22 protein-coding genes and 3 tRNA genes are annotated in these 24,393 nt (G+C 56.4%); 9 read left to right on the top strand and 16 right to left on the bottom strand.

Annotation, left to right across the window (positions count from 1 at the left end; translation table 11 throughout):
• Positions 1-14: 14 nt before the first annotated feature.
• Genes pspC through pspA form a run of 3 tightly spaced genes read right to left on the bottom strand, consistent with a single transcriptional unit; the run spans position 15 to position 1,332 of the window.
• Positions 15-401: an envelope stress response membrane protein PspC gene (gene pspC, locus ABEA08_RS00575; protein WP_345332170.1), complete on the bottom strand. Its 387-nt coding sequence runs from the start codon at positions 399-401 to the stop codon at positions 15-17.
• Entirely contained in the window at positions 394-639 is a 246-nt protein-coding gene (pspB, locus tag ABEA08_RS00580) for an envelope stress response membrane protein PspB (protein WP_345332172.1), read from the bottom strand. The genes pspC and pspB overlap by 8 nt, the downstream gene beginning before the upstream one ends.
• 24 nt (positions 640-663) lie before the next feature.
• Complete coding sequence (gene pspA, locus ABEA08_RS00585; RefSeq protein ID WP_345332173.1) at positions 664-1,332, bottom strand: phage shock protein PspA; 669 nt, start codon at positions 1,330-1,332, stop codon at positions 664-666.
• A 183-nt stretch (positions 1,333-1,515) separates the two neighbouring features.
• On the opposite strand from pspA, the gene pspF reads away from it, so the two are divergent.
• From pspF to ABEA08_RS00615, 6 genes are read left to right on the top strand one after another with little or no spacing between them, the layout of a single operon-like run.
• Complete coding sequence (pspF, locus tag ABEA08_RS00590; protein WP_345332175.1) at positions 1,516-2,568, top strand: phage shock protein operon transcriptional activator; 1,053 nt, start codon at positions 1,516-1,518, stop codon at positions 2,566-2,568.
• A 55-nt stretch (positions 2,569-2,623) separates the two neighbouring features.
• Entirely contained in the window at positions 2,624-4,225 is a 1,602-nt protein-coding gene (locus ABEA08_RS00595; protein ID WP_345332176.1) for an ABC transporter substrate-binding protein, read from the top strand.
• On the top strand, positions 4,226-5,248 hold the full coding sequence (locus ABEA08_RS00600; RefSeq protein ID WP_345332177.1) for an ABC transporter permease subunit: 1,023 nt from the start codon (positions 4,226-4,228) through the stop codon (positions 5,246-5,248). It begins immediately after the preceding gene.
• Positions 5,241-6,131 (top strand): ABC transporter permease subunit, encoded by an 891-nt coding sequence (locus ABEA08_RS00605; protein WP_345332179.1) that lies wholly within the window; start codon positions 5,241-5,243, stop codon positions 6,129-6,131. Before ABEA08_RS00600 ends, ABEA08_RS00605 begins: the two co-directional genes overlap by 8 nt.
• Complete coding sequence (locus tag ABEA08_RS00610; RefSeq protein WP_345332180.1) at positions 6,131-7,126, top strand: oligopeptide/dipeptide ABC transporter ATP-binding protein; 996 nt, start codon at positions 6,131-6,133, stop codon at positions 7,124-7,126. Before ABEA08_RS00605 ends, ABEA08_RS00610 begins: the two co-directional genes overlap by 1 nt.
• Positions 7,120-7,902 carry an ATP-binding cassette domain-containing protein gene (locus tag ABEA08_RS00615; RefSeq protein ID WP_425557307.1) on the top strand — a complete coding sequence of 261 codons (783 nt, stop codon included), beginning with the start codon at positions 7,120-7,122 and terminating at the stop codon, positions 7,900-7,902. The genes ABEA08_RS00610 and ABEA08_RS00615 overlap by 7 nt, the downstream gene beginning before the upstream one ends.
• Before the next feature lie 44 nt (positions 7,903-7,946).
• On the opposite strand, the gene fabV is transcribed toward ABEA08_RS00615, so the two are convergent.
• The 10 genes from fabV to ABEA08_RS00665 form a co-directional block, all read right to left on the bottom strand.
• Positions 7,947-9,149 carry an enoyl-ACP reductase FabV gene (gene fabV, locus ABEA08_RS00620; RefSeq protein ID WP_345332184.1) on the bottom strand — a complete coding sequence of 401 codons (1,203 nt, stop codon included), beginning with the start codon at positions 9,147-9,149 and terminating at the stop codon, positions 7,947-7,949.
• 199 nt (positions 9,150-9,348) lie between these two features.
• A complete protein-coding gene (locus tag ABEA08_RS00625; RefSeq protein WP_345332185.1) occupies positions 9,349-11,208 on the bottom strand; it encodes a SurA N-terminal domain-containing protein in 1,860 nt (619 codons plus the stop codon).
• Positions 11,209-11,380: 172 nt separating this feature from the next.
• Positions 11,381-11,653: a nucleoid-associated protein HU-beta gene (hupB, locus tag ABEA08_RS00630; protein WP_345332187.1), complete on the bottom strand. Its 273-nt coding sequence runs from the start codon at positions 11,651-11,653 to the stop codon at positions 11,381-11,383.
• A 280-nt stretch (positions 11,654-11,933) separates the two neighbouring features.
• Complete coding sequence (gene lon / locus ABEA08_RS00635) at positions 11,934-14,291, bottom strand: endopeptidase La (protein WP_345332189.1); 2,358 nt, start codon at positions 14,289-14,291, stop codon at positions 11,934-11,936.
• Positions 14,292-14,643: 352 nt separating this feature from the next.
• Positions 14,644-15,921 (bottom strand): ATP-dependent protease ATP-binding subunit ClpX, encoded by a 1,278-nt coding sequence (gene clpX / locus ABEA08_RS00640; RefSeq protein WP_345332190.1) that lies wholly within the window; start codon positions 15,919-15,921, stop codon positions 14,644-14,646.
• A gap of 67 nt (positions 15,922-15,988) precedes the next feature.
• Positions 15,989-16,606 (bottom strand): ATP-dependent Clp endopeptidase proteolytic subunit ClpP, encoded by a 618-nt coding sequence (gene clpP / locus ABEA08_RS00645; RefSeq protein WP_345332192.1) that lies wholly within the window; start codon positions 16,604-16,606, stop codon positions 15,989-15,991.
• A 96-nt stretch (positions 16,607-16,702) separates the two neighbouring features.
• Positions 16,703-18,007, bottom strand: a complete 1,305-nt coding sequence (tig, locus tag ABEA08_RS00650) for a trigger factor (RefSeq protein WP_345332195.1) — start codon at positions 18,005-18,007, stop codon at positions 16,703-16,705.
• 238 nt (positions 18,008-18,245) lie between these two features.
• Positions 18,246-18,321: transfer RNA gene (locus tag ABEA08_RS00655), tRNA-His, on the bottom strand.
• A gap of 12 nt (positions 18,322-18,333) precedes the next feature.
• A tRNA-Arg gene (locus ABEA08_RS00660) sits at positions 18,334-18,410 on the bottom strand.
• A gap of 35 nt (positions 18,411-18,445) precedes the next feature.
• A tRNA-Pro gene (locus ABEA08_RS00665) sits at positions 18,446-18,522 on the bottom strand.
• Between the two features lie 302 nt (positions 18,523-18,824).
• Between ABEA08_RS00665 and folD the strand changes: the two genes are divergently transcribed.
• On the top strand, positions 18,825-19,688 hold the full coding sequence (folD, locus tag ABEA08_RS00670) for a bifunctional methylenetetrahydrofolate dehydrogenase/methenyltetrahydrofolate cyclohydrolase FolD (protein ID WP_345332197.1): 864 nt from the start codon (positions 18,825-18,827) through the stop codon (positions 19,686-19,688).
• A 196-nt stretch (positions 19,689-19,884) separates the two neighbouring features.
• On the opposite strand, the gene ABEA08_RS00675 is transcribed toward folD, so the two are convergent.
• The gene (locus tag ABEA08_RS00675) at positions 19,885-20,493 is read right to left on the bottom strand and encodes a hypothetical protein (RefSeq protein ID WP_345332199.1); all 609 of its coding nucleotides are present in this window, start codon (positions 20,491-20,493) and stop codon (positions 19,885-19,887) included.
• Between the two features lie 242 nt (positions 20,494-20,735).
• Positions 20,736-22,121, bottom strand: a complete 1,386-nt coding sequence (gene cysS, locus ABEA08_RS00680) for a cysteine--tRNA ligase (RefSeq protein ID WP_345332200.1) — start codon at positions 22,119-22,121, stop codon at positions 20,736-20,738.
• 142 nt (positions 22,122-22,263) lie between these two features.
• Between cysS and ABEA08_RS00685 the strand changes: the two genes are divergently transcribed.
• Complete coding sequence (locus ABEA08_RS00685; RefSeq protein ID WP_345332201.1) at positions 22,264-22,758, top strand: peptidylprolyl isomerase; 495 nt, start codon at positions 22,264-22,266, stop codon at positions 22,756-22,758.
• Positions 22,748-23,500, top strand: coding sequence for a UDP-2,3-diacylglucosamine diphosphatase (locus ABEA08_RS00690; protein WP_345332203.1), 753 nt, complete (start codon positions 22,748-22,750; stop codon positions 23,498-23,500). Before ABEA08_RS00685 ends, ABEA08_RS00690 begins: the two co-directional genes overlap by 11 nt.
• Here ABEA08_RS00690 and ABEA08_RS00695 read toward each other — a convergent pair.
• Positions 23,497-24,222: a MiaE family protein gene (locus tag ABEA08_RS00695; RefSeq protein WP_345332205.1), complete on the bottom strand. Its 726-nt coding sequence runs from the start codon at positions 24,220-24,222 to the stop codon at positions 23,497-23,499. The genes ABEA08_RS00690 and ABEA08_RS00695 overlap by 4 nt on opposite strands.
• Positions 24,223-24,393: the final 171 nt, after the last annotated feature.

Raw genomic sequence — 24,393 nt, forward strand, 5'->3', positions numbered from 1 at the left:
CCCGCAATAAGGGCTTATTTCAGATTATCGATCTCACGGCGCAAGCTGTATGCGTCGGAGGTGACATGGCGTTCCATCTGCTGCAAACGCAGCTCCAGCGAGCGAAAGCGGCTATTCACATCACGAAACGCATTGCGGGGGGATTCACCGGCTTGCCAGACCTTAGACTTCACATCCGGCCGGTGCATCGGCTCCTCACGCGGTTTCTTATCCAGCAGAACCCAGCCGACCACATACATCAGCAGAACAAAGCTAAAGATCCCGGTCAGAAGCAAAGCCGACAGCGCAACGATCCGAACCAGCCACACTTCGAGACTAAAACGCTCCGCCAGTCCGGCACACACCCCGGCGATCTTGCCTTGCTCTGGGATCCGATACAGGGGGGGGGATTGATCATTCATGGCCATGTTTCCTCCGCCATTCTGGGGACTCCGCGTCGAGGATCCGCTCCAAGCTGTCGATACGGCCGGCCATCTTATCGGCCCGATGCAGCAAGTCGTTCAGTTGTTGGTACTCTTCATCGGTCAACCCCTGACTGATCTGCTTCTTACTGCGGTAATGCAAGATCAGCCAAATGGGCGCGACTATCACCAGAAAAATGATAATCGGCGCAACCAGTAATCCGATCAGCTCGTCCATGCGTAACTCCTTATCGCGTCGTTCTTAAGATTTCTTCTTGGCCATCTTCTTTTTCATGGCCTCCAGCTCGTCGTTCACCCGATCTTCCGCTTCCAGTGCGGCAAATTCGTCCTCCAGGCTGCGCGGCTGGCTCAGCTCATAGGCTTCCACCTCGGATTCGATCCCCTCGACTCGACGCTCGTATTGGTCAAACCGACTCATCGCCTCATCGATCTTAGAGGTATCCAGCTGACGTTTCACATCCAAGCGGGAGCTGGCCGCTTGTTTACGCATCACAATCGTCTTCTGACGGGCACGCGCGTCATTGAGCTTCTCTTGCAGTTGGGTGATCTCCTCTTTCAACCGCTCGATCTGCTGCTCAACCACGATCAGCTCGTCTTTAAGCGCATCCACCAGATCCGACGCCTTCTGCTTCTCAATCAAGGCAGCGCGGGCCAGATCCTCACGGCCTTTCGACAAAGCCAATTCGGCTTTGGATTGCCACTCATTTACCTGATGCTGTGCCCGCTCTACCCGGCGGATCGCCTCTTTCTTCTCAGCTAAGATCTTGGCAGAGGTCGAGCGTACTTCAACCAGGGTGTCTTCCATCTCCTGGATGATCAGCCGAACCATCTTTTCCGGATCTTCAGCCTTATCCAACAAAGCACTTAAGTTGGAGTTCACTATGTCTGCAAAGCGCGTAAAAATACCCATAATCGATTCCTCATGATTTTTGTTGCCCTCGAGTCATAGGAATACAGATCCCGTGCCAACTCGGCAAAAACCACATAAGCTATTGTTTATTATGATGGTTAACAATATTGTTTCTTTTTGGCTCGTCCCTTTCTATTATGGAAAGCGCCAACAGTTAGCCAATCTCACCACACAGGAAGCCAGATGCCATCAGCTCGCCAAACGGACAATCTTATCGGCCAGTCCGCGGCTTTTCACCAAGTACTCGACCATGTCTCTAAGGTCGCGCCCCTGAGTAAACCCGTACTGATCATCGGTGAACGTGGCACTGGCAAGGAGCTCATTGCTGAGCGTCTGCACTTTCTGTCACGCCGTTGGGAACAGCCCTATATCAAGCTGAACTGCGCCGCCCTGAATGAAAACCTACTGGAAAGTGAGCTGTTTGGCCATGAATCTGGCGCCTTCACCGGTGCCGGCAAGCGCCACGAAGGCCGGTTTGAACGCGCCGACAAAGGCACCCTGTTTCTCGATGAGCTGGCCAACACCTCAGGTCTTATCCAGGAAAAGCTACTGCGAGTGATCGAATATGGGGAATTTGAGCGCGTCGGCGGCAATCGCACCATCCGCTCCGACGCCCGCCTGATCTGCGCCACCAACGAAGATCTGCCCCGCCTAGCCGCTCAAGGAGAATTCCGCGCCGATCTGCTTGATCGTTTGGCGTTCGATGTGATCACCCTGCCGCCGCTGCGCTCACGGCCGGAGGACATCATGTTGCTGGCCGAGAGCTTCGCCCTGCAGATGACACGGCAACTGGAGTTGGAGCTGTTTTCCGGCTTCACTGAGCGGGCGAAGCAAACCCTGATGGGCTATCACTGGCCAGGCAACGTGCGTGAACTGAAAAACGTGGTTGAGCGCAGCGTCTATCGCCATAACAACGCACAACTGCCGGTCCATCACATCGTGGTCGACCCGTTTGAATCCCCCTGGCGGCCCGAGCAAAAGGTGCGCACGGAAGATCAGCGCCCCAGTCCTGCGCCCGTTAGTAAGCCGGCATCGGTCGAGCCGATCCCGCAGGAGATCCAATTCCCGCTAGACTATAAGCAAAGCTGTCAGGATCACGAGATCCGCATCCTCAAGCAGGCGCTGGTGCAGAGCCAATACAACCAGAAAAAGAGCGCCGAAATGCTGGGGCTGACCTACCACCAGCTGCGCGGTATATTGAAGAAATACGACCTGCTGACGGCTCAGGACAATTGAGCCCCCTGTTCGCCCCTGCTAGACTACTGCGATCAATAAGTTGTGAAAGATCATCATGGCGAGATCCTGGCTCCTCCCCGTCCTGCTGGCCGGACTGTTAACCGGTTGCAGCGACAATAACATCCACCACGACGCGGGCTTGGTCTATTGCTCTGAAGGCAACCCTGAAACCTTCAATCCGCAGCTCACCACGTCTGGCACCGCCATCGATGCAACCGCCAAGCAGTTGTACAATCGCCTGCTGCGGATCGACGCCAACACCGGCGAGCTGCAGCCCGAGTTGGCCTTGTCTTGGCTGGTGAGTGAGGATCAGCGCGAATATCGCTTCGTCTTGCGTCAAGATGTACGCTTTCATCACAACGATAGGTTCGTTCCCAGCCGCCACCTGAACGCTGACGATGTGCTGTTTAGCTTCAATCGCGTGATCGACTCAACCCATCCCTATCATTCGGTTTCGGGCGGACACTACCCCTTTTTCCAAGGGATCGGCTTAGACCGAAACCTGCTTGCCATCGAGCGGATCTCCGATCACGAACTCCGCTTTGTCCTGGCCCAGCCCAGCGCCAGCTTTCTGGCCGACATCGCCACCGACTTTGCGGCGATCCTCTCGGCCGAATATGGCGAGCAACTGTTACGCCATGGCGAGCCGGAACGACTCGACAGTCAGCCCATTGGCACAGGTCCATTTTACCTGAAGGATTTCCTGCGCAACCGGCACATTCGCTACGCCCGCCATGAAGGCTACTGGGGGCCTCGGGTCGAGTTGGATCAGCTGGTGTTTGACATCACGCCCTCCAGTACCACCCGGGTAATCAAACTGATCGGCGGTGACTGTGATGTCGCCGCACTGCCGCAGATCAGCGAACTGTCGGTGATCCAACGTTACGATGATCTCGCCATCGACGCTCGCCCCGGACTCAATGTGGCCTTCTGGGCCTTTAATACCCAAAAGCCCCCGCTGGACGATCCCCGCGTCCGCCAAGCGCTGAGCCTCGCGGTCGACAAACGCCGGATCCTCACCGCGGTCTACCACAACACCGCAGTGAGCAGCAAAGGTCTACTGCCGCCTATCTCCTGGGCGTACGACCCCAATTTGCCGGAGTTCCCGCACGATCCCCTTCGGGCCCGCCAGTTGCTCGATAGCGCCGGTTACAGTGAGCTGGAGCTCAATGTATGGGCCATGCCGGTCAGTCGGATCTACAACCCCAACGCGATCAAAACCGCGGAGATCCTGCAGCAAGATCTGGCCAAGATCGGCGTACGTTTGAACATCGTCAGCTACGAGTGGGGCGGCTTTATCAGCAAGCTGGAACATGCCGAATACGACTCCGTTCTGATCGGCTGGGCGGCGGACAATCTGGATCCGGACAACTTCTTCACGCCGCTACTGAGCTGCGATGCACTGCTGTCCGGCTCAAATCGGGCGCGCTGGTGTGATCCCCAATTTGATGCGCTGATGGCGCAAGCCAAGGCAACCGAAGACAAAGCCACCCGTCGCCGCCTCTACAGTCAGCTCGAGCATCAATTACAACAGCAACTGCCGCTGCTGCCGCTGGCGCACGCCAACCGGACGCTTGGCCGCCAACGCAAATGGCAAGGGCCGATCCTGCATACCAGTGGCGGCGTCGATTTCACCCAGTTGTCCAAGGAGCCGTAAATGCTGACCTACCTGCTTAGACGGCTGAATCTGTTGATCCTCACCACCTTGGTGTTATTAGGCCTGCTCTACTTTGCCAGCCTGAACATGCCGGGCGATCCGCTCACCACCCTCAGCGGGATCCCCCACCCCAGTGAGCAACAACGTGCCGATCTGACCGAGACCTATCGGCTCGAGCACGGCCACATTCAAGGTTACTTGGCCTTTGTGGGTCAGCGCCTCAGCGGTAACTTCGGCTTGTCGCAGGCGTCCGGGATCCCGGTCAGCCAAGAATTGATGCAGGTGCTGCCCGCCACCATCGAGTTGAGTGTGTTGGCCGTCCTGCTCTCGCTCATTGTCGGGATCCCATTGGGGATCCTGGCAGCAAGCCGCCGCGGCCCCTTGCCGAAGATCCTCTGGACGGGCACGCTGCTCGGCTTCAGTGTGCCGATCTTCTGGCTGGGCTTACTGCTGATGCTCACCTTTGGTCTTGAGTGGGATCTGTTGCCGCCATCGGGCCGATTGAATCTGCTGTACGATATTCCACAGGTGACCGGCTTCTTGTTGATCGATATTCCCCTGTCCGATGCCAGCTGGCGCGGGGCAGCGCTGCAGGATGCGGTCAACCACCTGATCTTGCCCACCTTGGCCTTGGCAACACTGCCTTGCACCATAGTGATCCGCACCATTCGCGCGGCCATGCTGGCCGAAATGGACAAAAACTACATTCGAGCGCTAACCGCCCGGGGCGTCCACCATTGGAGCCTGATCCTCCACCATGCCCTGCCTAATTCGCTGGCGCCCATGCTGCGGACCCTCAGCCTGCAACTGGGCCAGTTGATCTCCGGTGCGATTGTGGTCGAGATGATCTTCACCTGGCCGGGGATCGGCAATTGGCTGCTCTCGGCTCAATACCAAGGGGATCACACCTCGCTAACCGGTGGGATCCTGGTGGTCTCACTGAGCATTATCGTCACAGCCATTGCGCTGGAGATCGCCCAGGCATTGCTCAACCCGATCAACCGCAAGGAGATCCATGGCTAATACATCGCTGTACCACGAGGATAAGATCCCCTCGCCATGGCACCAGATCTGGCGACACTACCAAAGTCGACCCAGCGCCGTTGTCGGCCTGTGGGCATTGCTGCTGGTGGTCTTCCTATCACTGTTTGGTCCGCTGATCGCCCCGTTCAGTGCCGAGCAGCAGGCCACCGAGCACCTGCTCGCGCCCCCCTCTTGGTTTGCCGACGGCTCCGTCGACTACTTCCTCGGTACGGATGCGTTAGGCCGGGATCTGCTGTCCCGACTGCTGCACGGCGCACATTTGACCTTCGGTTACGCCGCCTTGATCGTCTGGGTCGCCCTGTGCCTCGGCTTTGTGATCGGCACCTTGTCCGGCGCCAGTAAGGGCCTGCAATCTTCGGTGCTGGGCCACCTGCTCGATGCCTTGCTGTCGCTGCCCTCCTTGCTGTTAGCCCTGTTGTTTGCCGCGGTGCTGGGCCCGGGGGCACACAATGTCTTCTGGGCCGTTGGCCTCGCGCTGCTGCCGGGCTTCGTGCGCGTGGTTCACAATGCCATCCATGAGGAGATGCAAAAGGAGTACGTGATGGCGGCGCGGCTGGATGGGGCCAGCCGTTGGCAACTGCTGCGCTACGTGATCTGGCCCAATATCACCGATCCGGTGGTGGTTCACACCACATTGGCGTTTTCCACTGCGATCCTCGACATCGCGGTGCTGGGCTTTTTGTCTCTCGGCACCCAGGCGCCGTCGCCGGAATGGGGCTCGATGGTGCGCGAGGGCACCAATAACGTGCTCAGTGCCCCTTGGACGGTCACCATGCCCGGCTTGGCGATCTTATTCAGCGTCTTAGCCACTAACCTTGTGGGCGATGGTCTGCGCCAGGCCATCGCTGAGGAGCGGGGATAATGCAGTTATTGGATATCCGCAACCTGACCATCGAGCTGGACACGCCACACGGGCGCTACTTAGCGCTGGAGCGGTTTAGCCTTAAGCTCAGCGAAGGCGAGATCCACGGTCTGGTCGGCGAATCCGGCTCAGGCAAAAGCTTGCTGGCGAAAGCGATCCTGGGGATCACCGATCGCCGCACCCATGTCCAGGCCGATCGATTGAGCTGGAATGGCCACAATATGCTCACCATGAGCCCGGCCCAGCGGCGCGAGCTGATGGCCAACGAGATCGCCATGATCTTCCAGGAGCCCGCATCTTGCCTCGATCCCGGTGCCCGGATCGGCGCACAATTGCTCGAAGCGATGCCCAGGTTCGACGCCGAGCCATGGTGGCAGCGCAAACAGAAGCGCCAGGCATTGGCAATCAAGCTCTTGCATAAGGTCGGGCTAAAAGAGCACAAGCCATTACTGCGCGCCTTTCCTTGGGAGCTGTCTGAAGGCGAGGCCCACAAGGTGATGTTGGCGATGGCCCTGTCCCACAAACCGAAACTGATCATCGCCGATGAGCCCACGACCGGGCTGGAAAGCTCAGATCAAGCCAAGATCTTCCGCCTGCTCGACAAGATGAACAAGCTCGGTAACGTGGCGATCTTGTTCATCAGTCATGATCTGGAATCGGTTGCCCAATGGTCTCATCAGGTCACGGTGCTGTATTGCGGCCACCTGATGGAATCCGGCCGCAGCAAGCGGATCAGCACTCAGCCCATGCACCCCTATACTCAGGCGCTGCTGCAAAGTGCACTGACCATGCAATCGAGCCTGCCAAGCAAGAGCGATCTGCCGGCGCTGCGTGGGGCGGTGCCGCCTTTGCAACACCTGCCCGTAGGTTGTCGTCTCGGCCCACGCTGCCCCTATGCTCGGCGCGAGTGCGTCAAACCGCCAACCATTCGCAGTCAGTCGGGTCACGCCTACCGCTGCCACTTTCCACTGACGGATAAGGACACGACATCATGATCCCAGTGTTGCAGGTCCGCGGGCTGCATAAACACTATCGCAAGCACGAATCCCTGTTCAAGCGAACCTATAAACAGGCGCTCGCCCCCATCTCCTTCGATCTGTACGCCGGTGAGACCCTGGCCTTCGTTGGCGAAGCGGGCTCCGGACGCAGCTCGCTGGCCCAGGTGCTGGCCGGAGCCAAGCCCCGCAGCGGCGGCCAGATCTTATTGCAAGGCGAGGAGTTGCTGACCAAAGACCGACGCCGGCGCAGTCAGGATATCCGCATGATCTTTCAAGATCCCAGCACCTCGTTAAACCCGCGGCTGAGGATCGGCGCCCAGCTCGAAGAGCCCTTGCTGTTTAACACCGAGATGAGCGCTGAGCAGCGCATGGAAGCGGTTGCCGTTGGCCTGATCCGGGTAGGCTTACTGCGCGAACACGCCGATTTCTACCCCCACATGCTGGCCCACGGTCAGCGTCAGCGGATCGCCATCGCACGCGCCCTGATGCTGGATCCCAAGGTGGTCATTGCCGACGAAGCCTTCAGCGGCTTAGATACGTCACTGCGGGCCCAGTGCATCAACCTGATGCTGCAATTGCAGCGCCAGATGGGGCTTTCCTATGTCCTGATGTCGCACGATCTCGGCCTGGTTCGTCATATGAGCGATCGCGTCGTCGTCATGAAGAAAGGCAAGATCGTCGAGCAGGGAGACACCGAAACCGTGTTCGCCACACCGCAACACGACTACACCAAACGCTTGCTCGAATCGCAGTTTTTTAAAAAGAAGCATTAAAAAACCCCGCAAAAGCGGGGTCTAAATCGATGGCAGGGTGAGGATCAATCCAGCGCGATCACCTCAAACGGCACCACGGGATCGACATCGGCATCGTAATCGATCCCCGCTAAGCCGAAGCCGAACAGGCTTAAGAACTCCGCCTTATACTCGTTGTAATCGGCCAGCTCCGTCAGGTTGTCGTTGGTCACCTGGCTCCACAGCGTCTGACAGTGCTGCTGAATGTCTTCGCGCAGCTCCCAGTCATCCAAACGCAGGCGATTGTCGTCATCCGTTGGGATAGTGCCATCGGCGCGGTACAAACGATCGCTGAGCATGCGCCAGATCTGCTCGATACAGCCCTCGTGCACGCCCTCTTCGCGCATCTTCTTAAACACCATGGCAATGTACAACGGCATCACCGGGATCGCAGAGGAAGCCTGAGTCACCACACTTTTAAGCACAGCCACGTTCGCGCCACCATCAATGGCGGCCAACTGATCATTCAGCGCCGTTGCGGCACGATCCAGATCTTTCTTCGCCTCACCCAACGCACCATGCCAGTAGATCGGCCAGGTGATCTCGGTACCGATGTAGCTGTACGCGACGGTGCGACAGCCTTGGGCCAACACGCCCGCCTCGGACAGCGCCTGGATCCACAGTTCCCAATCCTGTCCGCCCATCACGGTCACGGTATCGGCCACTTCCTGCTCGGTCGCCGCTTCGATGCTGGCTTCAAACAGCACATCTTTATTGGTATCGACTGCGGTTGCCGTGTAGGTTTCGCCCATCGGCTTAAGGGAGGAACGCACCAGCTCACCGCTGTCTGGCAGTTTACGTACCGGAGACGCCAGAGAGTAAACCACCATATCGATCTGACCCAGATCCTGCTTGATCAGCTCGATCGCCTTTTGTTTGGCTTGATGAGAGAAGGCATCACCGTTAATGCTCTTGGCGTACAAGCCGGCCTCATGCGCGGCCTTGTCAAAAGCGGCAGCGTTGTACCAACCTGCCGTGCCTGGCTTGCGTTCGGTCGCCGGCTTTTCGAAAAACACCCCGATGGTAGCAGCCTGACAGCCGAAAGCCGCAGAGATCCGCGACGACAAGCCATAACCGCTGGACGAGCCAACAACCAATACGCGCTTAGGGCCGTCGGTTAATGCTGGCTGAGATTGAACGTATGCAATTTGATCCTGTACGTTCTTCTCACAACCCACTGGATGGGTTGTGGTACAGATAAAGCCACGAGTTTTCGGTTTGATGATCATCTTCAATTCCCTAAACGCCGACGCCGGCCATTCCCGTTAAGGGCTCTGCCCGCGTCATGACAAAATTTCTGCTGGCAAGGTTACCCTAAACCGGCCATCGCATTAAACCCACAGCGTGGTGATCAGACCATTCACCATAAGATAGCGACAGAAAAAAAACGGCGACCCGAGGTCGCCGTTCATTAAGCTAAAAGCAGTATTATTGGTTCGCGCCAGCCTGATACAGGATGGTCGCTTCCGCACGCAGGCTCTCCACCAACGCCTGATAGCCCGCTTCGCTCATCTGCTGAGCCAAACGACCTTTCAGTTGCTCTTCGCCGTCAATCTGCTCCGGGACGTTGATCGCATCCAGCGCCACGACCGCAATGTCACCGCTGGGCAAGCGCACAGAATCGATCGCACTACCGGACTCAGGCAGAACCATCTTAAAGGCACTCTGTACCAGAGTGGGATCCAAGTCAGCTTGACCAAAGCGGCTCACTGCCGCAACTGCGATCACGCCTTCAGGCGCGGTCCCAGCTTGCCAAGCCGCCAGCTTTGCGTCCGCTTGTTGCTGAGCCAGCTCGGAGGCTTTCTCGGTCAACAAGCGCTGCTCGATCTGAGCACGAACATCCGCCAATGCCTTGGTGCCGGACTCGATATGCTCGATCACGCGCAGTACCAGCATGTGGCCGCTTTCGATCTCAACCAGATCGGAGTTCATCGCATCCAACAGAACCGCTTCGGAAAACGCCGCGGCCAAGGCACGTGGGTTGTTCAACGGCGCAGGCGCCATGTTGCGCTCAAACAGCACACTGGTCTGTACCTTGGCACCGATCGCTTCCGCCGCCTCTTCCAGAGAATCCGGCACCTCAAAGCTCACGTCGGCCAAGGTTTGCTGCAGCTCGTAGAACTCACGCTGCGCTTTATCCGCTTGCAAGGTCTCGGTGATGCTGGCTTGCACGTCCGCGAACGGGCGCACGGTGCTGGCTTCCACTTCTTTGGCGTGGATCAGCTGATAGCCATAGTCAGAGGACACCACCTCGGACACGCCCCCTTCCGCCAAGCCAAACAGCACAGCATCAAAGGCCTGATCCATGGTACCTGGTGTCATCCAATCCAACTCACCGCCATTGTCAGCGGTAAAGGTATCATCAGAGACATCCTTAGCGACCTCGGCAAAAGACTCACCGGCACGTACGCGAGCCAAGGCGGCTTCGGCACGTTCTTCGCCGTCAGAACCTTCAAACAGCATGTGTGCGGCCAAGCGGCGCTCAGGTTGAGTGAACAGAGTGGATTGGGCTTGGTAGTACTCGTTGGCTTCCTCGTCAGAAACCACCTGAGACGCCGCCATGTCGGCCACATTCAGCTCAACAAACTCCACCTTAACCTGCTCATCTTGAACAAATTGCAGTGGGTTGCTGCTGTAGTAAGCCTCGATCTCTTCTTCCGTCACCGACAAGTCAGCTTGGAAATCGGCAGCGCTGATCTGCACATAGCGCAGATCACGGGTTTGCTGTTGCAACTGAGCCAAAGACAGCACTTCGCTTTGCGTGCTAAATTCGCTCCCCATCAAACCAATCATCAGCTGCTGGCGGGCCATATCGCGGCGCATCAGATCACGCAGACGCATGCCGTTCAGGCCGTTTTGGCGCAGCACCGCTTGATAACGATCGTTATCAAAGCGGCCATCCACCTGAAACTCGGCCATAGATACGATGGCGGCTTGGATCTGTGCGTCAGAAACACGCAAACCCATCGCATCCACTTTTTGATCGATCAAACGTTCGGCGATCAAACGGTCAAGCACACTCTGGCGCAAGCCCGCCATGTAGTTGCTGTCCGCCGCCAAACTATCAAACATCTCACCGAGCTGAGCGCGCATGCGGCCCTGCTCGTTCTGAAAGGCCTGGTCCAGATCGTAGCGACTGATCTCTTCACCATTGACATCCGCGGCCATCTGCTCGGCATTGGTGCCGAGATAGCTGTACACGCCGGTCAGGGCGAAGGATAAGATCACCGCACCAAGGATGATCTTGGCGACTGGCCCCTGGGAGCCCTCACGGATCTTCTCTAACATCTACCTTCTCTATATTTGGGTATCGATATGCAAGGGTTCGAATATTAACAAAAAAAGCGCACCTTGGGAGGATGCGCCTTTATTTGTTTGACTATTGTCAGCAATGATCCTAACAACCCCGCCAAACAACAACGCTCAAGCCAAAGGCTTGAGCGTTACGTGCAAACCGTTCTTAGTTTACGGCGTCTTTCAGGGCTTTACCGGCTTTGAAAGCTGGGATCTTAGCCGCTGCAATTTTGATCTCTTTACCAGTCTGTGGGTTACGACCGGTACGCTCTGCGCGCTCGCGTACTTCGAAAGTACCGAAGCCAACCAGAGAGATCTTATCACCGTTTTTCAGAGTTTCGGTGATAGAATCGATGAAAGAGTCCAGAGCACGGCCAGCAGCCGCTTTAGAGATATCTGCGCCGGAAGCAATTTGATCGATCAGTTGAGATTTGTTCATTTCATCCCCTTGAATTCTATTTTTCGCACCGCCGCGATGTCCTTAGTCGGTGCGCGGTCTGTCGAGGTTTTATATCAAGCTTGAAATCGAAGTTCAAGCACCTTGCAGACTGCTAATTCCATTTATCGGATACGGCTCAAACCCAGTCCTGCTGCGGTCTGCAGACAGATCCGAATTTGTTCAGTTGTCTACACTACCACGTATTTTCAGCTTGAAAAGCCTTTTTTCGGGTCACGCAATAAAAATGCGCCCTGAATGGGCGCATTGGTTATTAAACGAGTCACGAACGCGCTTCAATTACCTCAAAGCCCGATGGTGCGTGCTCTAGCGCCAATTCCAGCACCTCATCGATCCACCGTACTGCTTTGATCTCTAGGTCCGCTTTCACGTTTTCAGGGATCTCTTCCAAGTCGCGTTCATTCTCTTTTGGAATGAGCACCCGCTTGATCCCGCCCCGGTGTGCCGCCAGCAGTTTCTCTTTCAAACCCCCGATCGGCAGCACCTCACCGCGCAGGGTGATCTCACCGGTCATGGCCACATCGGAGCGCACCGGGTTGCCCGTCAATGAAGACACCAACGCGGTGCACATAGCAATACCGGCTGAGGGGCCATCTTTCGGGGTTGCGCCTTCGGGGACGTGCACGTGAATGTCACGTTTTTCATAGAAATCCGCATTGACCCGAAGCTTCTCCGCCCGGGCGCGCACGACGGTCATCGCCGCTTGGATAGACTCCTGCATCACATCGCCGAGCGAGCCGGTATAAGCCAGCTTTCCTTTACCCGGCACTGAAGTGGTTTCAATGGTCAGCAGATCGCCGCCCACTTCCGTCCAAGCCAATCCCGTCACTTGGCCGATCTGATTGGTCTCCTCCGCCTTACCATAATCAAAACGTTGAACCCCCAAATACTCCTTGAGGTTGTCCATATTGACCACCACCGGCTTGTCACTCTTACCCAGCAGGATCTGCTTCACTGCCTTACGGCAGATCTTCGAGATCTCCCGCTCTAAGCTCCGCACGCCAGCTTCTCGGGTGTAGTAACGAATAATGCCGATAATGGCGCTGTCGTCCACCACCAGCTCACCGGCTTTCACCCCATTGCGCTTGAGTTGCTTGTCGAGCAGGTGCTGCTTCGCGATGTTCAGTTTTTCATCTTCGGTGTATCCCGACAGCCGGATCACTTCCATCCGATCCAGCAGCGGGCCCGGAATGTTCATCGAGTTCGAGGTCGCCACAAACATCACATCGGACAGATCGTAATCCACCTCCAAGTAATGATCGTTAAAGGCGTTATTTTGCTCAGGATCCAACACCTCCAGCAGGGCCGAAGCCGGATCGCCGCGCATGTCTGAGCTCATCTTGTCGATCTCATCGAGCAGAAACAGCGGGTTCTTCACTCCCACCTTCGACATCTTCTGGATCAACTTGCCCGGCATAGAGCCAATATAGGTCCGACGGTGGCCACGGATCTCCGCTTCGTCTCGTACCCCACCCAGCGCCATCCGTACGTACTTACGTCCCGTCGCCCTGGCAATAGACTGACCTAAAGAGGTTTTACCCACTCCCGGTGGCCCAACCAAACACAGGATAGGCCCCTTCAGCTGCTTCACCCGCGCCTGAACCGCGAGGTACTCCAGGATCCGCTCTTTGACCTTTTCCAGACCAAAGTGGTCGGCATCGAGCACGTCACTGGCGACCGCCAGATCCTTCTTCACCTTAGAGCGCTTCGCCCAAGGCACGCTCACCATCCAATCTACGTAGCTGCGCACCACCGTGGCTTCCGCCGACATCGGTGACATCATCTTGAGCTTATTAAGCTCCGCCGACGCCTTATCTTTGGCTTCCGCGGGCATCTTGGCTTCGTCGATCTTATTGGCCAGCGCCTCAAACTCATCCGGCGCGTCATCCAGCTCACCCAACTCTTTCTGGATCGCCTTCATCTGCTCATTGAGGTAATACTCGCGCTGGCTCTTCTCCATCTGCTTTTTCACCCGACCACGGATCTTCTTCTCGACTTGCAGTATGTCGATCTCAGATTCCATCGTCGCCATCAGATATTCGAGCCGCTCCGCGACATCGACCATCTCCATCACCGCCTGCTTATCGGCCAGCTTAAGCGGCATATGCGCGGCCATGGTGTCGGCAAGGCGGGCCGCCTCATCGATGCCATTAAGCGACGTCAGCACCTCGGGCGGGATCTTCTTGTTCAGCTTGATATAGCCTTCAAACTGACTAATTGCAGTGCGGACCAGCACCTCTTCTTCGCGATCCGGCACATTTTTTGACGAGAGAAACTCCGCTTCCGCCACGAAGAAAGGATCCAGCTCAGTAAACTGGCGGATCCGAGCACGCTGACCGCCCTCGACCAACACCTTCACCGTGCCATCCGGCAACTTCAAAAGCTGCAGGATCGAGGCTACCGTACCGACATGGTAGATGTCGTTTTCATCCGGCTCATCTTGGTCCGCCTCGCGTTGCGCAACCAGCAATACCTGCTTGTCTTGCTCCATCGCCGCTTCAAGGCAACTGATTGATTTTTGGCGCCCGACAAACAGTGGGATCACCATATGGGGATAGACCACCACGTCCCTTAAGGGGAGTACGGGAATGACTACGTGATCAGTTCGCTCTAGGGTCATCGCTCACTTCCATTTGGCTGCAGGAAAAAAGAGGGGGTATTGCCGGTCCAAACCGGGTTAAGTGTTCGCAGCGTAACCGCGCTGTCCCAGCGCATTTACGCTGCGACACTCGAACGTACGCCTCTCGAGTGAGGCTCACATGCTTCAATGACCAACGGCAGCAGCCTGACCCGTCAAGCCCAATTCAGCTTGGCATCCCTCAGCGTACGCACCGAACCCGTGGAATGGATCGGTTTCGCATAGTCAGTATATGGTGCTGGATCCAACGGATTCAATGTTACAGGCACAAAAAAGGGGCCCTTTGGCCCCTTTCCAATCAATCACCTGGCAAATATTCGCCAAGCTTGCGCCGTCATTCTGCTGCGGCGGCTTGGGCCTCGCTGCGATAGATCAACAGCGGCTCAGATTCTCCGCGGATCACCGACTCATCGACCACCACCTTTTCGACATTATCGATGGACGGCAGATCGTACATGGTGTTCAGCAAGGTCCCTTCTACGATCGAACGCAGACCACGCGCACCGGTTTTCCGTTCCATCGCTTTGCGAGCGATCGCGCGCAAGGCATCTTCACGGAACTCAAGCTCAGTGCCTTCCAGCTCAAACAAAGCACCATATTGCTTGGTCAAAGCGTTCTTCGGCTCGTTGAGGATCTGCACCAGCGCGTCCTCATCCAACTCACCCAAGGTCGCCAACACCGGCAGACGGCCAATGAACTCAGGGATCAGGCCATATTTGACCAGATCTTCCGGCTCGACCTGAGCGAAGGTTTCGGTGATCGACTTGCCATCGTCCTGGCTGCGGACTTCCGCACCAAATCCGATCCCGGTGCCGACAAAGGCACGCTGATCGATCACCTTATCCAAGCCGGCAAACGCCCCACCACAGATAAACAGGATCTTGGAGGTATCCACCTGCAAAAATTCCTGCTGCGGATGCTTGCGCCCACCTTGCGGCGGAACCGCAGCCACGGTGCCTTCGATTAACTTCAGCAATGCCTGCTGTACGCCTTCGCCGGACACATCCCGGGTGATCGAGGGGTTGTCAGATTTGCGTGAGATCTTGTCGATCTCATCGATGTAGACAATGCCGCGCTGGGCCTTCTCGACATCATAGTCGCACTTCTGCAACAGCTTCTGGATGATGTTCTCGACGTCTTCACCCACATAACCGGCCTCGGTCAGTGTGGTGGCGTCCGCCATGGTAAACGGCACATCCAGTAAGCGCGCCATCGTCTCCGCCAGCAGGGTCTTACCCGAACCGGTAGGACCGATCAACAGGATGTTACTCTTACCCAGCTCCACCTCTGCGCTCCCGCCGCCATGGCGCAAACGTTTGTAGTGGTTATAGACCGCAACAGACAATACCTTCTTCGCCTGTTCCTGACCAATGACGTACTCGTCCAGATGGGCTCGGATCTCATGAGGGGTCGGTAACCGATCTGCCTGACGTTTCGGCGTCAGCTCTTTTACTTCTTCGCGGATGATGTCGTTGCACAATTCAACGCACTCATCACACACATAAACCGAAGGGCCGGCAATTAACTTACGCACTTCGTGCTGGCTTTTGCCACAGAAAGAGCAATACAGCAATTTGCTGTTATCGCCATCACCCTTGTGGATATCACTCATTCACTACCCCTTCATACAGGCGCTTTACAGTCTTTATACAGTCTATGACAGGGTACACGCTTTTGCTCTACGCGGTAACCCGTCTTGCCAGTACTGAGTCCACCAAACCGTACTCGACTGACTGATCAGCACTCATAAAGTTATCGCGGTCGGTATCTCGCTCGATCACTTCCATTGGCTGTCCGGTATGTTCGGCCAGCAGAGTGTTGAGCTTATGTTTGATGCCGATGATCTCTTGCGCATGGATAGCAATATCCGACGCCTGGCCCTGGAAGCCGCCCAGAGGCTGATGGATCATCACGCGGGCGTTCGGCAGCACGTGGCGCTTACCCTTAGCCCCGCCAGCGAGCAGGAAGGCGCCCATGCTGGCCGCTTGGCCCATGCACACGGTGCTCACATCTGGCTTAATAAACTGCATGGTGTCGTAGATCGACATCCCCGCCGTGACCGAGCCACCTGGGGAGTTGATGTACAGATAGATATCCTTATCGGGATTCTCTGACTCCAGGAACAACAACTGCGCGACCACCAAATTCGCCATATGATCCTCAACCGGTCCGGTCAAGAAGATCACGCGCTCCTTTAGCAAACGAGAGTAGATGTCGTACGAACGCTCACCTTTGGCGGTTTGTTCCACCACCATGGGCACCAGGGCGTTCAGCGGAGAATCTTGCAAATGCTGCATAATTTGTCGTTTCCCTAACAAAATGGCTCGTATGAGCGAAGCCTCATACGAGCCATTATAAGATTGGCCGATAAGGCCAAGTCAAATCACAGAGACTTAGCGCTGCTGCTGGTTCATGAACTCTTCAAAGTTCACTTCTTTCTCAGTAACTTTAGCTTCTGCCAGAATCGCGTCAACTGCTTGTTCTTCCAAAGCAACATTGCGCATGTTCTGCATCATCTCATCGTTCTTGGCGTAGTAATCCTGAACTTCCTGAGGATCTTCGTAAGCGGACGCCATTTCGGCGATCAGCGCGTTCACACGCTCATCTTCCACTTTCAGATCTTTAGACTTGATCACTTCGCCCAGCAACAGGCCAACCTGCACACGGCGCTTCGCTTCGTCAGCAAACAGTTCTGCTGGCAGCTCAGGCATGTTGTTGCCTTGCTGGCCACCAAAGCGCTGCATCGCTTGCTGGCGCAGCTGACCCACTTCCTGATCAACCAGAGCCGATGGCATATCGATGTCGTTGGCCTTAACCAGACCTTCGATAACCTGCTGCTTGGTGGCGTTCTTCAGCGCTTGCTTCAGCTCACGCTCCATGTTCTTACGAACCTCGGCGCGCAGGGCTTCAACACCGCCTTCGGCGATACCAAATTTAACCACGAAGTCATCGTTCAGCTCAGGCAGAACCTGCGCTTCAACGGCGTGCAGTTTGATGGCGAAGGAAGCCGCTTTACCTTTCAGGTTTTCAGCGTGGTAATCCTCTGGGAAGGTTACTTCAACCGCAAACTCTTCGCCCGCTTTGTGGCCTTTGATGCCTTCTTCAAAGCCAGGGATCATACGACCGGAACCGATCTCCAGCTCAAAGTTCTCGGCCTTACCGCCTTCAAACTCTTCGCCGTCGATGGAGCCGTTGAAGTCAAACTTCACACGGTCGCTGTCGGCCGCTTCGCGCTCAACCGCTTCGAAAGCAGCGTGCTGCTTACGCAGAGTTTCCAGCATGGTGTCAACGTTCGCTTCGGTCACGTCACAAACTGGCTTTTCTACTTCGATGCTGTCCAGACCAGACAGCTCTACCTCAGGGTAGACTTCAAACAGAGCGGCAAACTCCAGATCCTGACCTTCGTCGGATTTCAGAGGCTCAAATCGTGGCATGCCCGCTGGGTTCAGCTTCTGCTCAACCACAGCCTGGAAGAAGCTGTGCTGCATTACGTCACCCAGAACTTGGGCGCGAATGGCTTGGCCGTAACGCTTCTTAAACACAGACACTGGAACCTTGCCAGGACGGAAGCCATCCAGACGGATACGCTTGGCTTCTTTTTTCATCTCTTCGATCACCTTTGGCTCGAACTCAGTCGCTGCCACGGTGATGGTCATGCGGCGTTCCAGGCCCTGGGTGGTTTCAACGGAAACTTGCATTTCGTTACCTCAGTACTCGATATTCTTTTGGCTTCCTGCCGGTCCATACCGACAGGAATAAATCCGGTCCCAATGAAGGCGAAAAATTGCCCCACACTGGGCGCTACAGGCGTCCACGCCTTAATAAAGGACGGGCTATTATAGCGGCAGGTTTGAAGAGAGTCGAGATGGGGATCATGAGCCGGAGCACAAAGCAAAAAGGGGAGATGCATAATGCATCTCCCCTTTTCTAAATGGGTGGGGTGGCTAACGGGACTTGAACCCGCGACAACCGGAATCACAATCCGGGACTCTACCAACTGAGCTATAGCCACCACCGAGTTTTATGGCACGCCCGGCAGGATTCGAACCCGCGGCCATCCGCTTAGAAGGCGGATGCTCTATCCAACTGAGCTACGGGCGCAGAGAATACGGCAATATTTGCGTACCACTAAAAAGTGGTCGGTGAAGAGGGATTCGAACCCCCGACCCTCTGGTCCCAAACCAGATGCGCTACCAAGCTGCGCTATTCACCGACGTTGTCCTATCAATTGGGTCCTGTGATAGCAGGCGCGACATTATCGTAATGTGGCTGTTCCCCAGTCAAGTGCATGACGCTGCGCCATGGCCTCTCAACGGGGGCGGATATTAGACCTCTCTCGATCTGCCGTCAATCACTTTTTCCAACAACAATGCCGTTTGGCTAAAGCTTGAACGCCTCCACGTCGCGCGGCGTAATTTACCCCGCTAACCCACCCACGCCGCGTGACCACAATCACACTTACTGGTAAAATGCGCTCGGCATCCATTCCCCCTAATTATAACCAAAAGGATGACTATGACTGCCCAGCTCATTGATGGAAAAGTGATTGCTGCCGACGTCCGCCAAAAGATCCAACAAGAAGTGGCGTCCCGTTCCGCTTTAGATAAACGCCCCCCCGGCCTCGCCGTGATCCTGGTTGGCCATGATCCCGCCTCACAGGTTTATGTCGGCAATAAACGCCGCGCTTGTGAACAGGTTGGCTTTTACTCCCGCAGCTATGACCTACCCGACGACACTCAACTCGACCAGCTACTGCCCCTGCTTGATCAGCTCAATGCCGATCCACTCATCGACGGGATCCTGGTCCAGCTGCCGCTGCCGGCGCATATCGACACCACTCAGGTGATCGAACGGATCCGGCCCGACAAGGACGTCGACGGCTTCCATCCATACAATATCGGCCGACTGGCCCAGCGCATGCCCGTGCTTCGCCCCTGCACCCCAATGGGGATCATGACCCTAATACGCTCAACCGGTGTCCGCCCCCAAGGGCTGCACGCTGTGGTGGTGGGCGCCTCCAACATTGTCGGTCGGCCCATGAGTCTCGAACTCTTGTTGCGCGGTTGCACCACAACGACCTGTCATCGCTTTACCGAAGATCTGCAATACCATGTTAGTCAGGCCGATCTGCTGATCGTGGCCGTCGGTAAACCCAATTTTATCCCTGGTCATTGGATCAAGCCCGGCGCCATTGTTATCGACGTGGGGATCAATCGATTGGAGAATGGCAAGCTAACCGGCGATGTCGAGTTTACCACGGCCGCCGAACGCGCCGGATTCATCACCCCTGTCCCCGGCGGCGTGGGACCAATGACCATCGCCAGCCTGCTGGAAAATACCCTGTATGCCTGCAAGCGCTATCACAGCACTGAAGCGTAGAGCCGAGACAAATAGCCCGGTCAAGGACGGTTTACCGGGCGCTTTCAGCCAATGACAGGCCAACAGAGGCGCGCCTCGGACCGAAGGACGGGTTAGGTAAAACGCACCGCGTCATCGATGACACTGGTGTTGTTAAGCATCTGTCACGACACGGCCGACGCTAAAACCAACCTGCGAGCCGATGTGTCTGGGTGATTTAAGACGGCTGTTTGCTCCGCTTATCGGCTAGCTGACTCAGGGTATACCAAGCGGACGAGCAAAAGATCAGGCAATAAGCCAGCAGTTCGGTCCCCTCCTCAGCCAAATTTTTTACACCGCGAACATACTGCTCCCCCATTAGGGTGTTCCAGAGTATGCCCATACCGAACAAGCGAGAGAACACCATTAAGATCGCCATTCCAGCGATCATCAGTCCAAAGCTGCTGTGCCGACTGTAAGCCACCAGCGGCATGCCCGTTGTCTGAGGATGGCGGTAGGCATAGCCAATCGCGGTCGCGGCCAGCAGCACCGCGGGGTACTTCCAGAAACCGTGCACGATCTGATCAAAGACGGAATCCATCTCCCGGATCAACAGAACCGCAAAAAAGCCACCGACGAGCACCGCCGCTCCTCGCTGAGCCGGACGTTTGGCTACCAACAGCAGGAACATGGCCACCGTCACCGCCAAGATCAGCTCCTGCATGTACTCCACTAACGAGTCTTCACCGACATGACCCAGCAGCCAACGCACCTCCAGATGGATAACCGCCGTCGCGGCGGCCAGCAGTAACGCAACCGCTAGAAAACGGCCGATCGCAGGGATCATTTGTCTGAACACACTCACATTCGTCGACATTTGCGTCGCCCCCTTTACCAAGCTCTGCACCCCAAACACCTTATTACTGAGAATAGAGCGACGGATACTATCCGCGAGTATAGCAAACAGCAATCCCTGACGAATGCTCCTCGCCATCGGTTCAGCTTGAGTCCAGCGCATAAAAAAATCCGGGGCCCCTTTCGGGACCCCGGATCTTCATCAAGCCAGCGTGCCGCTGGTTGGGATGACGCTTACTTGCGACGCCAGGTGGTGCCACCCGCACCATCTTCCAGGATCACGCCTAGAGCATTAAGCGCATCGCGCGCTTCATCGGCCGCCGGCCAATTCTTATCGGCACGCGCTTGGTTACGTTGGGCGATCCACGCTTCGATCTGCGCCACCTCTTCGTCATCGCCACCGCCCTGCAAGAAGGCTTCCGGCGCCTGGCCCAACAGGCCAAGAATGTCACCCAGCGTGATCATCAAGCCCGCCAACTGCGCCGCCAGCTCGGACTCACCGTCTTCCTTGGTGATGTTCAGCTCCCGTGCCAGATCAAACAACACCGGCAATGCCTCGGCGGTGTTGATGTCGTCGTTCATGGCGGCATTGAAGCGCTTGACGTAGTCGTTATCCATATCCACTTGCTGCGCCGGCGTCACACCACGCAAAGCCGTGTACAGTCGCTCCAGCGCGGAGTGGGCCTGATCCAAGTTATCGGTGGAATAGTTCAACTGGCTGCGGTAGTGGCTGGACAGCAGGAAGTAACGCACCGACTCCGCTTGGTACTGCTTCAACACCTCACGGATGGTGAAGAAGTTGCCCAGTGATTTGGACATCTTCTCTTTGTTTATCTGCACCATACCGGAGTGCATCCAGTAGTTAACGTAGTCGTTATCATGCGCACAGCAGCTTTGCGCCACTTCATTCTCGTGGTGCGGGAACATCAGATCGCTGCCGCCACCGTGGATGTCGAACACCTCACCCAGATGCTTGCCGCTCATGGCCGAGCACTCAATGTGCCAGCCTGGGCGCCCTTCGCCCCATGGGGACGTCCAGCTTGGCTCACCCGGCTTGGCGCTCTTCCACAGAGCAAAATCCATCGGGTTACGCTTGGACTCATCGATATCGACACGCGCACCGGATTGCAGCTGCTCCAGATCTTGGCGCGACAGCTTGCCGTAATCGGCAAAGCTCTTCACTTCAAACCAAACATCCCCGGCTTCCGTGGCATAGGCATGGCCCTTTTCCACCAGCTTGGCAATGATGGCGATGATCTCATCCATATGGCCGCTCACGGTCGGCTCGATATCAGGACGCAACAAACCTAACGCATCAAAATCTTCGTGCATCAGCGCCACGTTGCGGGCCACAAGCTCGCTCCAGCACTCGCCATTGTCATTGGCCCGATTGATGATCTTGTCTTCGACATCGGTGATATTGCGCACATAGGTCACTTCCATCCCTTGGCTGCGCAGAAAGCGCACCACGGTATCGAAAGCAACGTAAGTACGGGCGTGGCCAACGTGGCAGAGATCGTAGGTGGTCACCCCGCACACATACATACCCACTTTGCCGGGCACGATGGGTTTAAATTGCTCTTTTTGACGGGTCAGGGTGTTGTAGATCTGCAGCATCATTGGACTCTTTGTCGAACTGTGGTCAAGCGAAAAGTGGAAAGCCGCTATTCTAGCATGAGACCCGGTCGTTCTTACGAGCTTTTTCCGCACGGCGGGATCAGGTAGGATCGGCGCTTGCCAATCAAACAAGAGACTGACCATTATGGTAACTTTGCACACCAACCACGGTGACATCACCCTTTCCCTGAATGCTGAAAAGGCGCCGATCACCGTCGAGAACTTCCTTAAGTACGCCAAAGAAGGTTTCTACAACGGCACCATCTTCCACCGCGTGATCGATGGCTTCATGGTACAAGGTGGCGGTTTTGATGCCGATATGCAGCAAAAGCCCACCCACGCCAACATCCAGAACGAAGCCAGCAACGGCCTGTCCAACAAGACCGGTACCATTGCGATGGCGCGTACCCCGGATCCACACTCCGCCTCGTCTCAGTTCTTCATCAACGTCAATGACAACACCTTCCTGGACTTCAAAAATGAATCCATGCAAGGCTTCGGTTACTGCGTCTTCGGCGAAGTGAGCGAAGGTATGGACATCGTTGAGAAGATCAAAGCCGTGGCCACCGGCAACCACGGCATGCACCAAGACGTGCCACTGCACGCCGTTGTGATCGAGAGCGTCACCGTTGCAGAGTAACGCACGCTATCAGGGGGCCGCAGTTTGCGGCCCTCGCACGTTGATCATCGGCGATCTGCATCTGTGCCCCTCCCGCCCCGATATCACGGCCGCCTTTGCCCGTTTTGTCGAACATGAGCTCGAGAACGTCGAGGCTTTGTACATCGTTGGCGATCTGTTTGAGTTTTGGATCGGGGATGATGACATCAATGCCTTTACCGATCAGATCGCTCAGATCATCCAAGCGGCCACGGCCAAGACCCAGGTCTACTTCAGCCACGGCAATCGGGATTTTGCCTTGGGTCAGCGTTTCTCGCAGCGAACCGGCATGATCCTGCTGCCTGAGATCGCCTGCGTCGAACTGTATGGCCACACCACAGTGATCCTGCACGGCGATAGCCTGTGCACCGATGACGTCGAATACCAGAAGTTTCGCACGCTACGCAACAAGCCCTGGTTCCGTTTTGTCACCGCGGCCATGCCACTCAAATTGCGTCGCTATCTGTCCGATCGTGGCCGAGCCAAGAGTAAGGATCGCGCCCAGCAAGACGATTATCAGATCGTCGACGTGACTGAGCAGGCAGTAGACAGCGTCATGCGCGAGTACAACGCCAGCCGTATGATCCACGGCCATACCCACAGACCCTGCATTCATCAGCTCGATGAGGGCCGTGAACGCCTGGTCGTCGGCGATTGGTATAGCCAGGAAAGTGTGCTGGTACTAACCCAGGACGGCGCGACATTACACCGCAGTGCCCTTTAATGGGGTTGACCAGAATGGAAGCGATAGAGCGGATCCAAACGCTCGATCAATCTCGCTTCCACCTGCCCTATCAGCCTTATCCGCTCCGTCACCGGCTCCGAGCTGAGCCCTTGCGCTAACGCCAAATAATCTTCGAAGTGACGCGCTTCCGAGCGCAGCAAGGACCGGTAAAACTGACCCAGCTCTGCGTCAACCAAGGGGATTAAGGCCGCAAAACGCTCACACGAGCGCGCCTCGATATACGCCCCGATGATCAACTGATCGACCAAACACGCCGGCTCATGGGTGCGACAGGCCCGGCGCAGATCCCGCGCGTACTGCCCTGCGGGTAACGCATCATACGCCACACCACGCCGCTGCATGATCTCCAATACCTGGCGAAAATGGTGCAGCTCCTCACGCACCAACAAGTACAGCTTGTCGATCAACGCACTGCGTTTGCCCGGCTGCGGTAATCGATAGCGCTCAACGTTGGCCAGAAACCGCCGCACCGAGCATCGTCCGTAGGCCACATCCTCACAGGGGGCCATCGCGGCCAACCAGTCCGTCTCATCCCCGCTGTAGCGACGCAACAGCCGCACCGCGGCCTGGGCAGCTTTCAACTCACAATTGGCGTGGTCGATCAATAAAATAGCGGGCTGGTTCGGGGCTTCGGCCAGCCAACTGGCTGGCGTCGGACAGTGCACGAACTGTCGAACAGGGGACAACACACTTGCTAACACCTGAGGCTCCTTGCTGGGTAGCAGATCGTCGCCAGTATACCGGAATGATGTTCTGCCGATGACGAAAACGGCTTGACTCTAAACAAGCATTCACCAATAACTAGAACATTGCTTGGCGGTTTTTTCGGCGTTTTACCGCCCTGCTCTGCATTAAGCAGCCAAGATTGTCAG

The organism is Ferrimonas pelagia, from assembly GCF_039543565.1.
GTDB classification, from domain to species: domain Bacteria; phylum Pseudomonadota; class Gammaproteobacteria; order Enterobacterales; family Shewanellaceae; genus Ferrimonas; species Ferrimonas pelagia.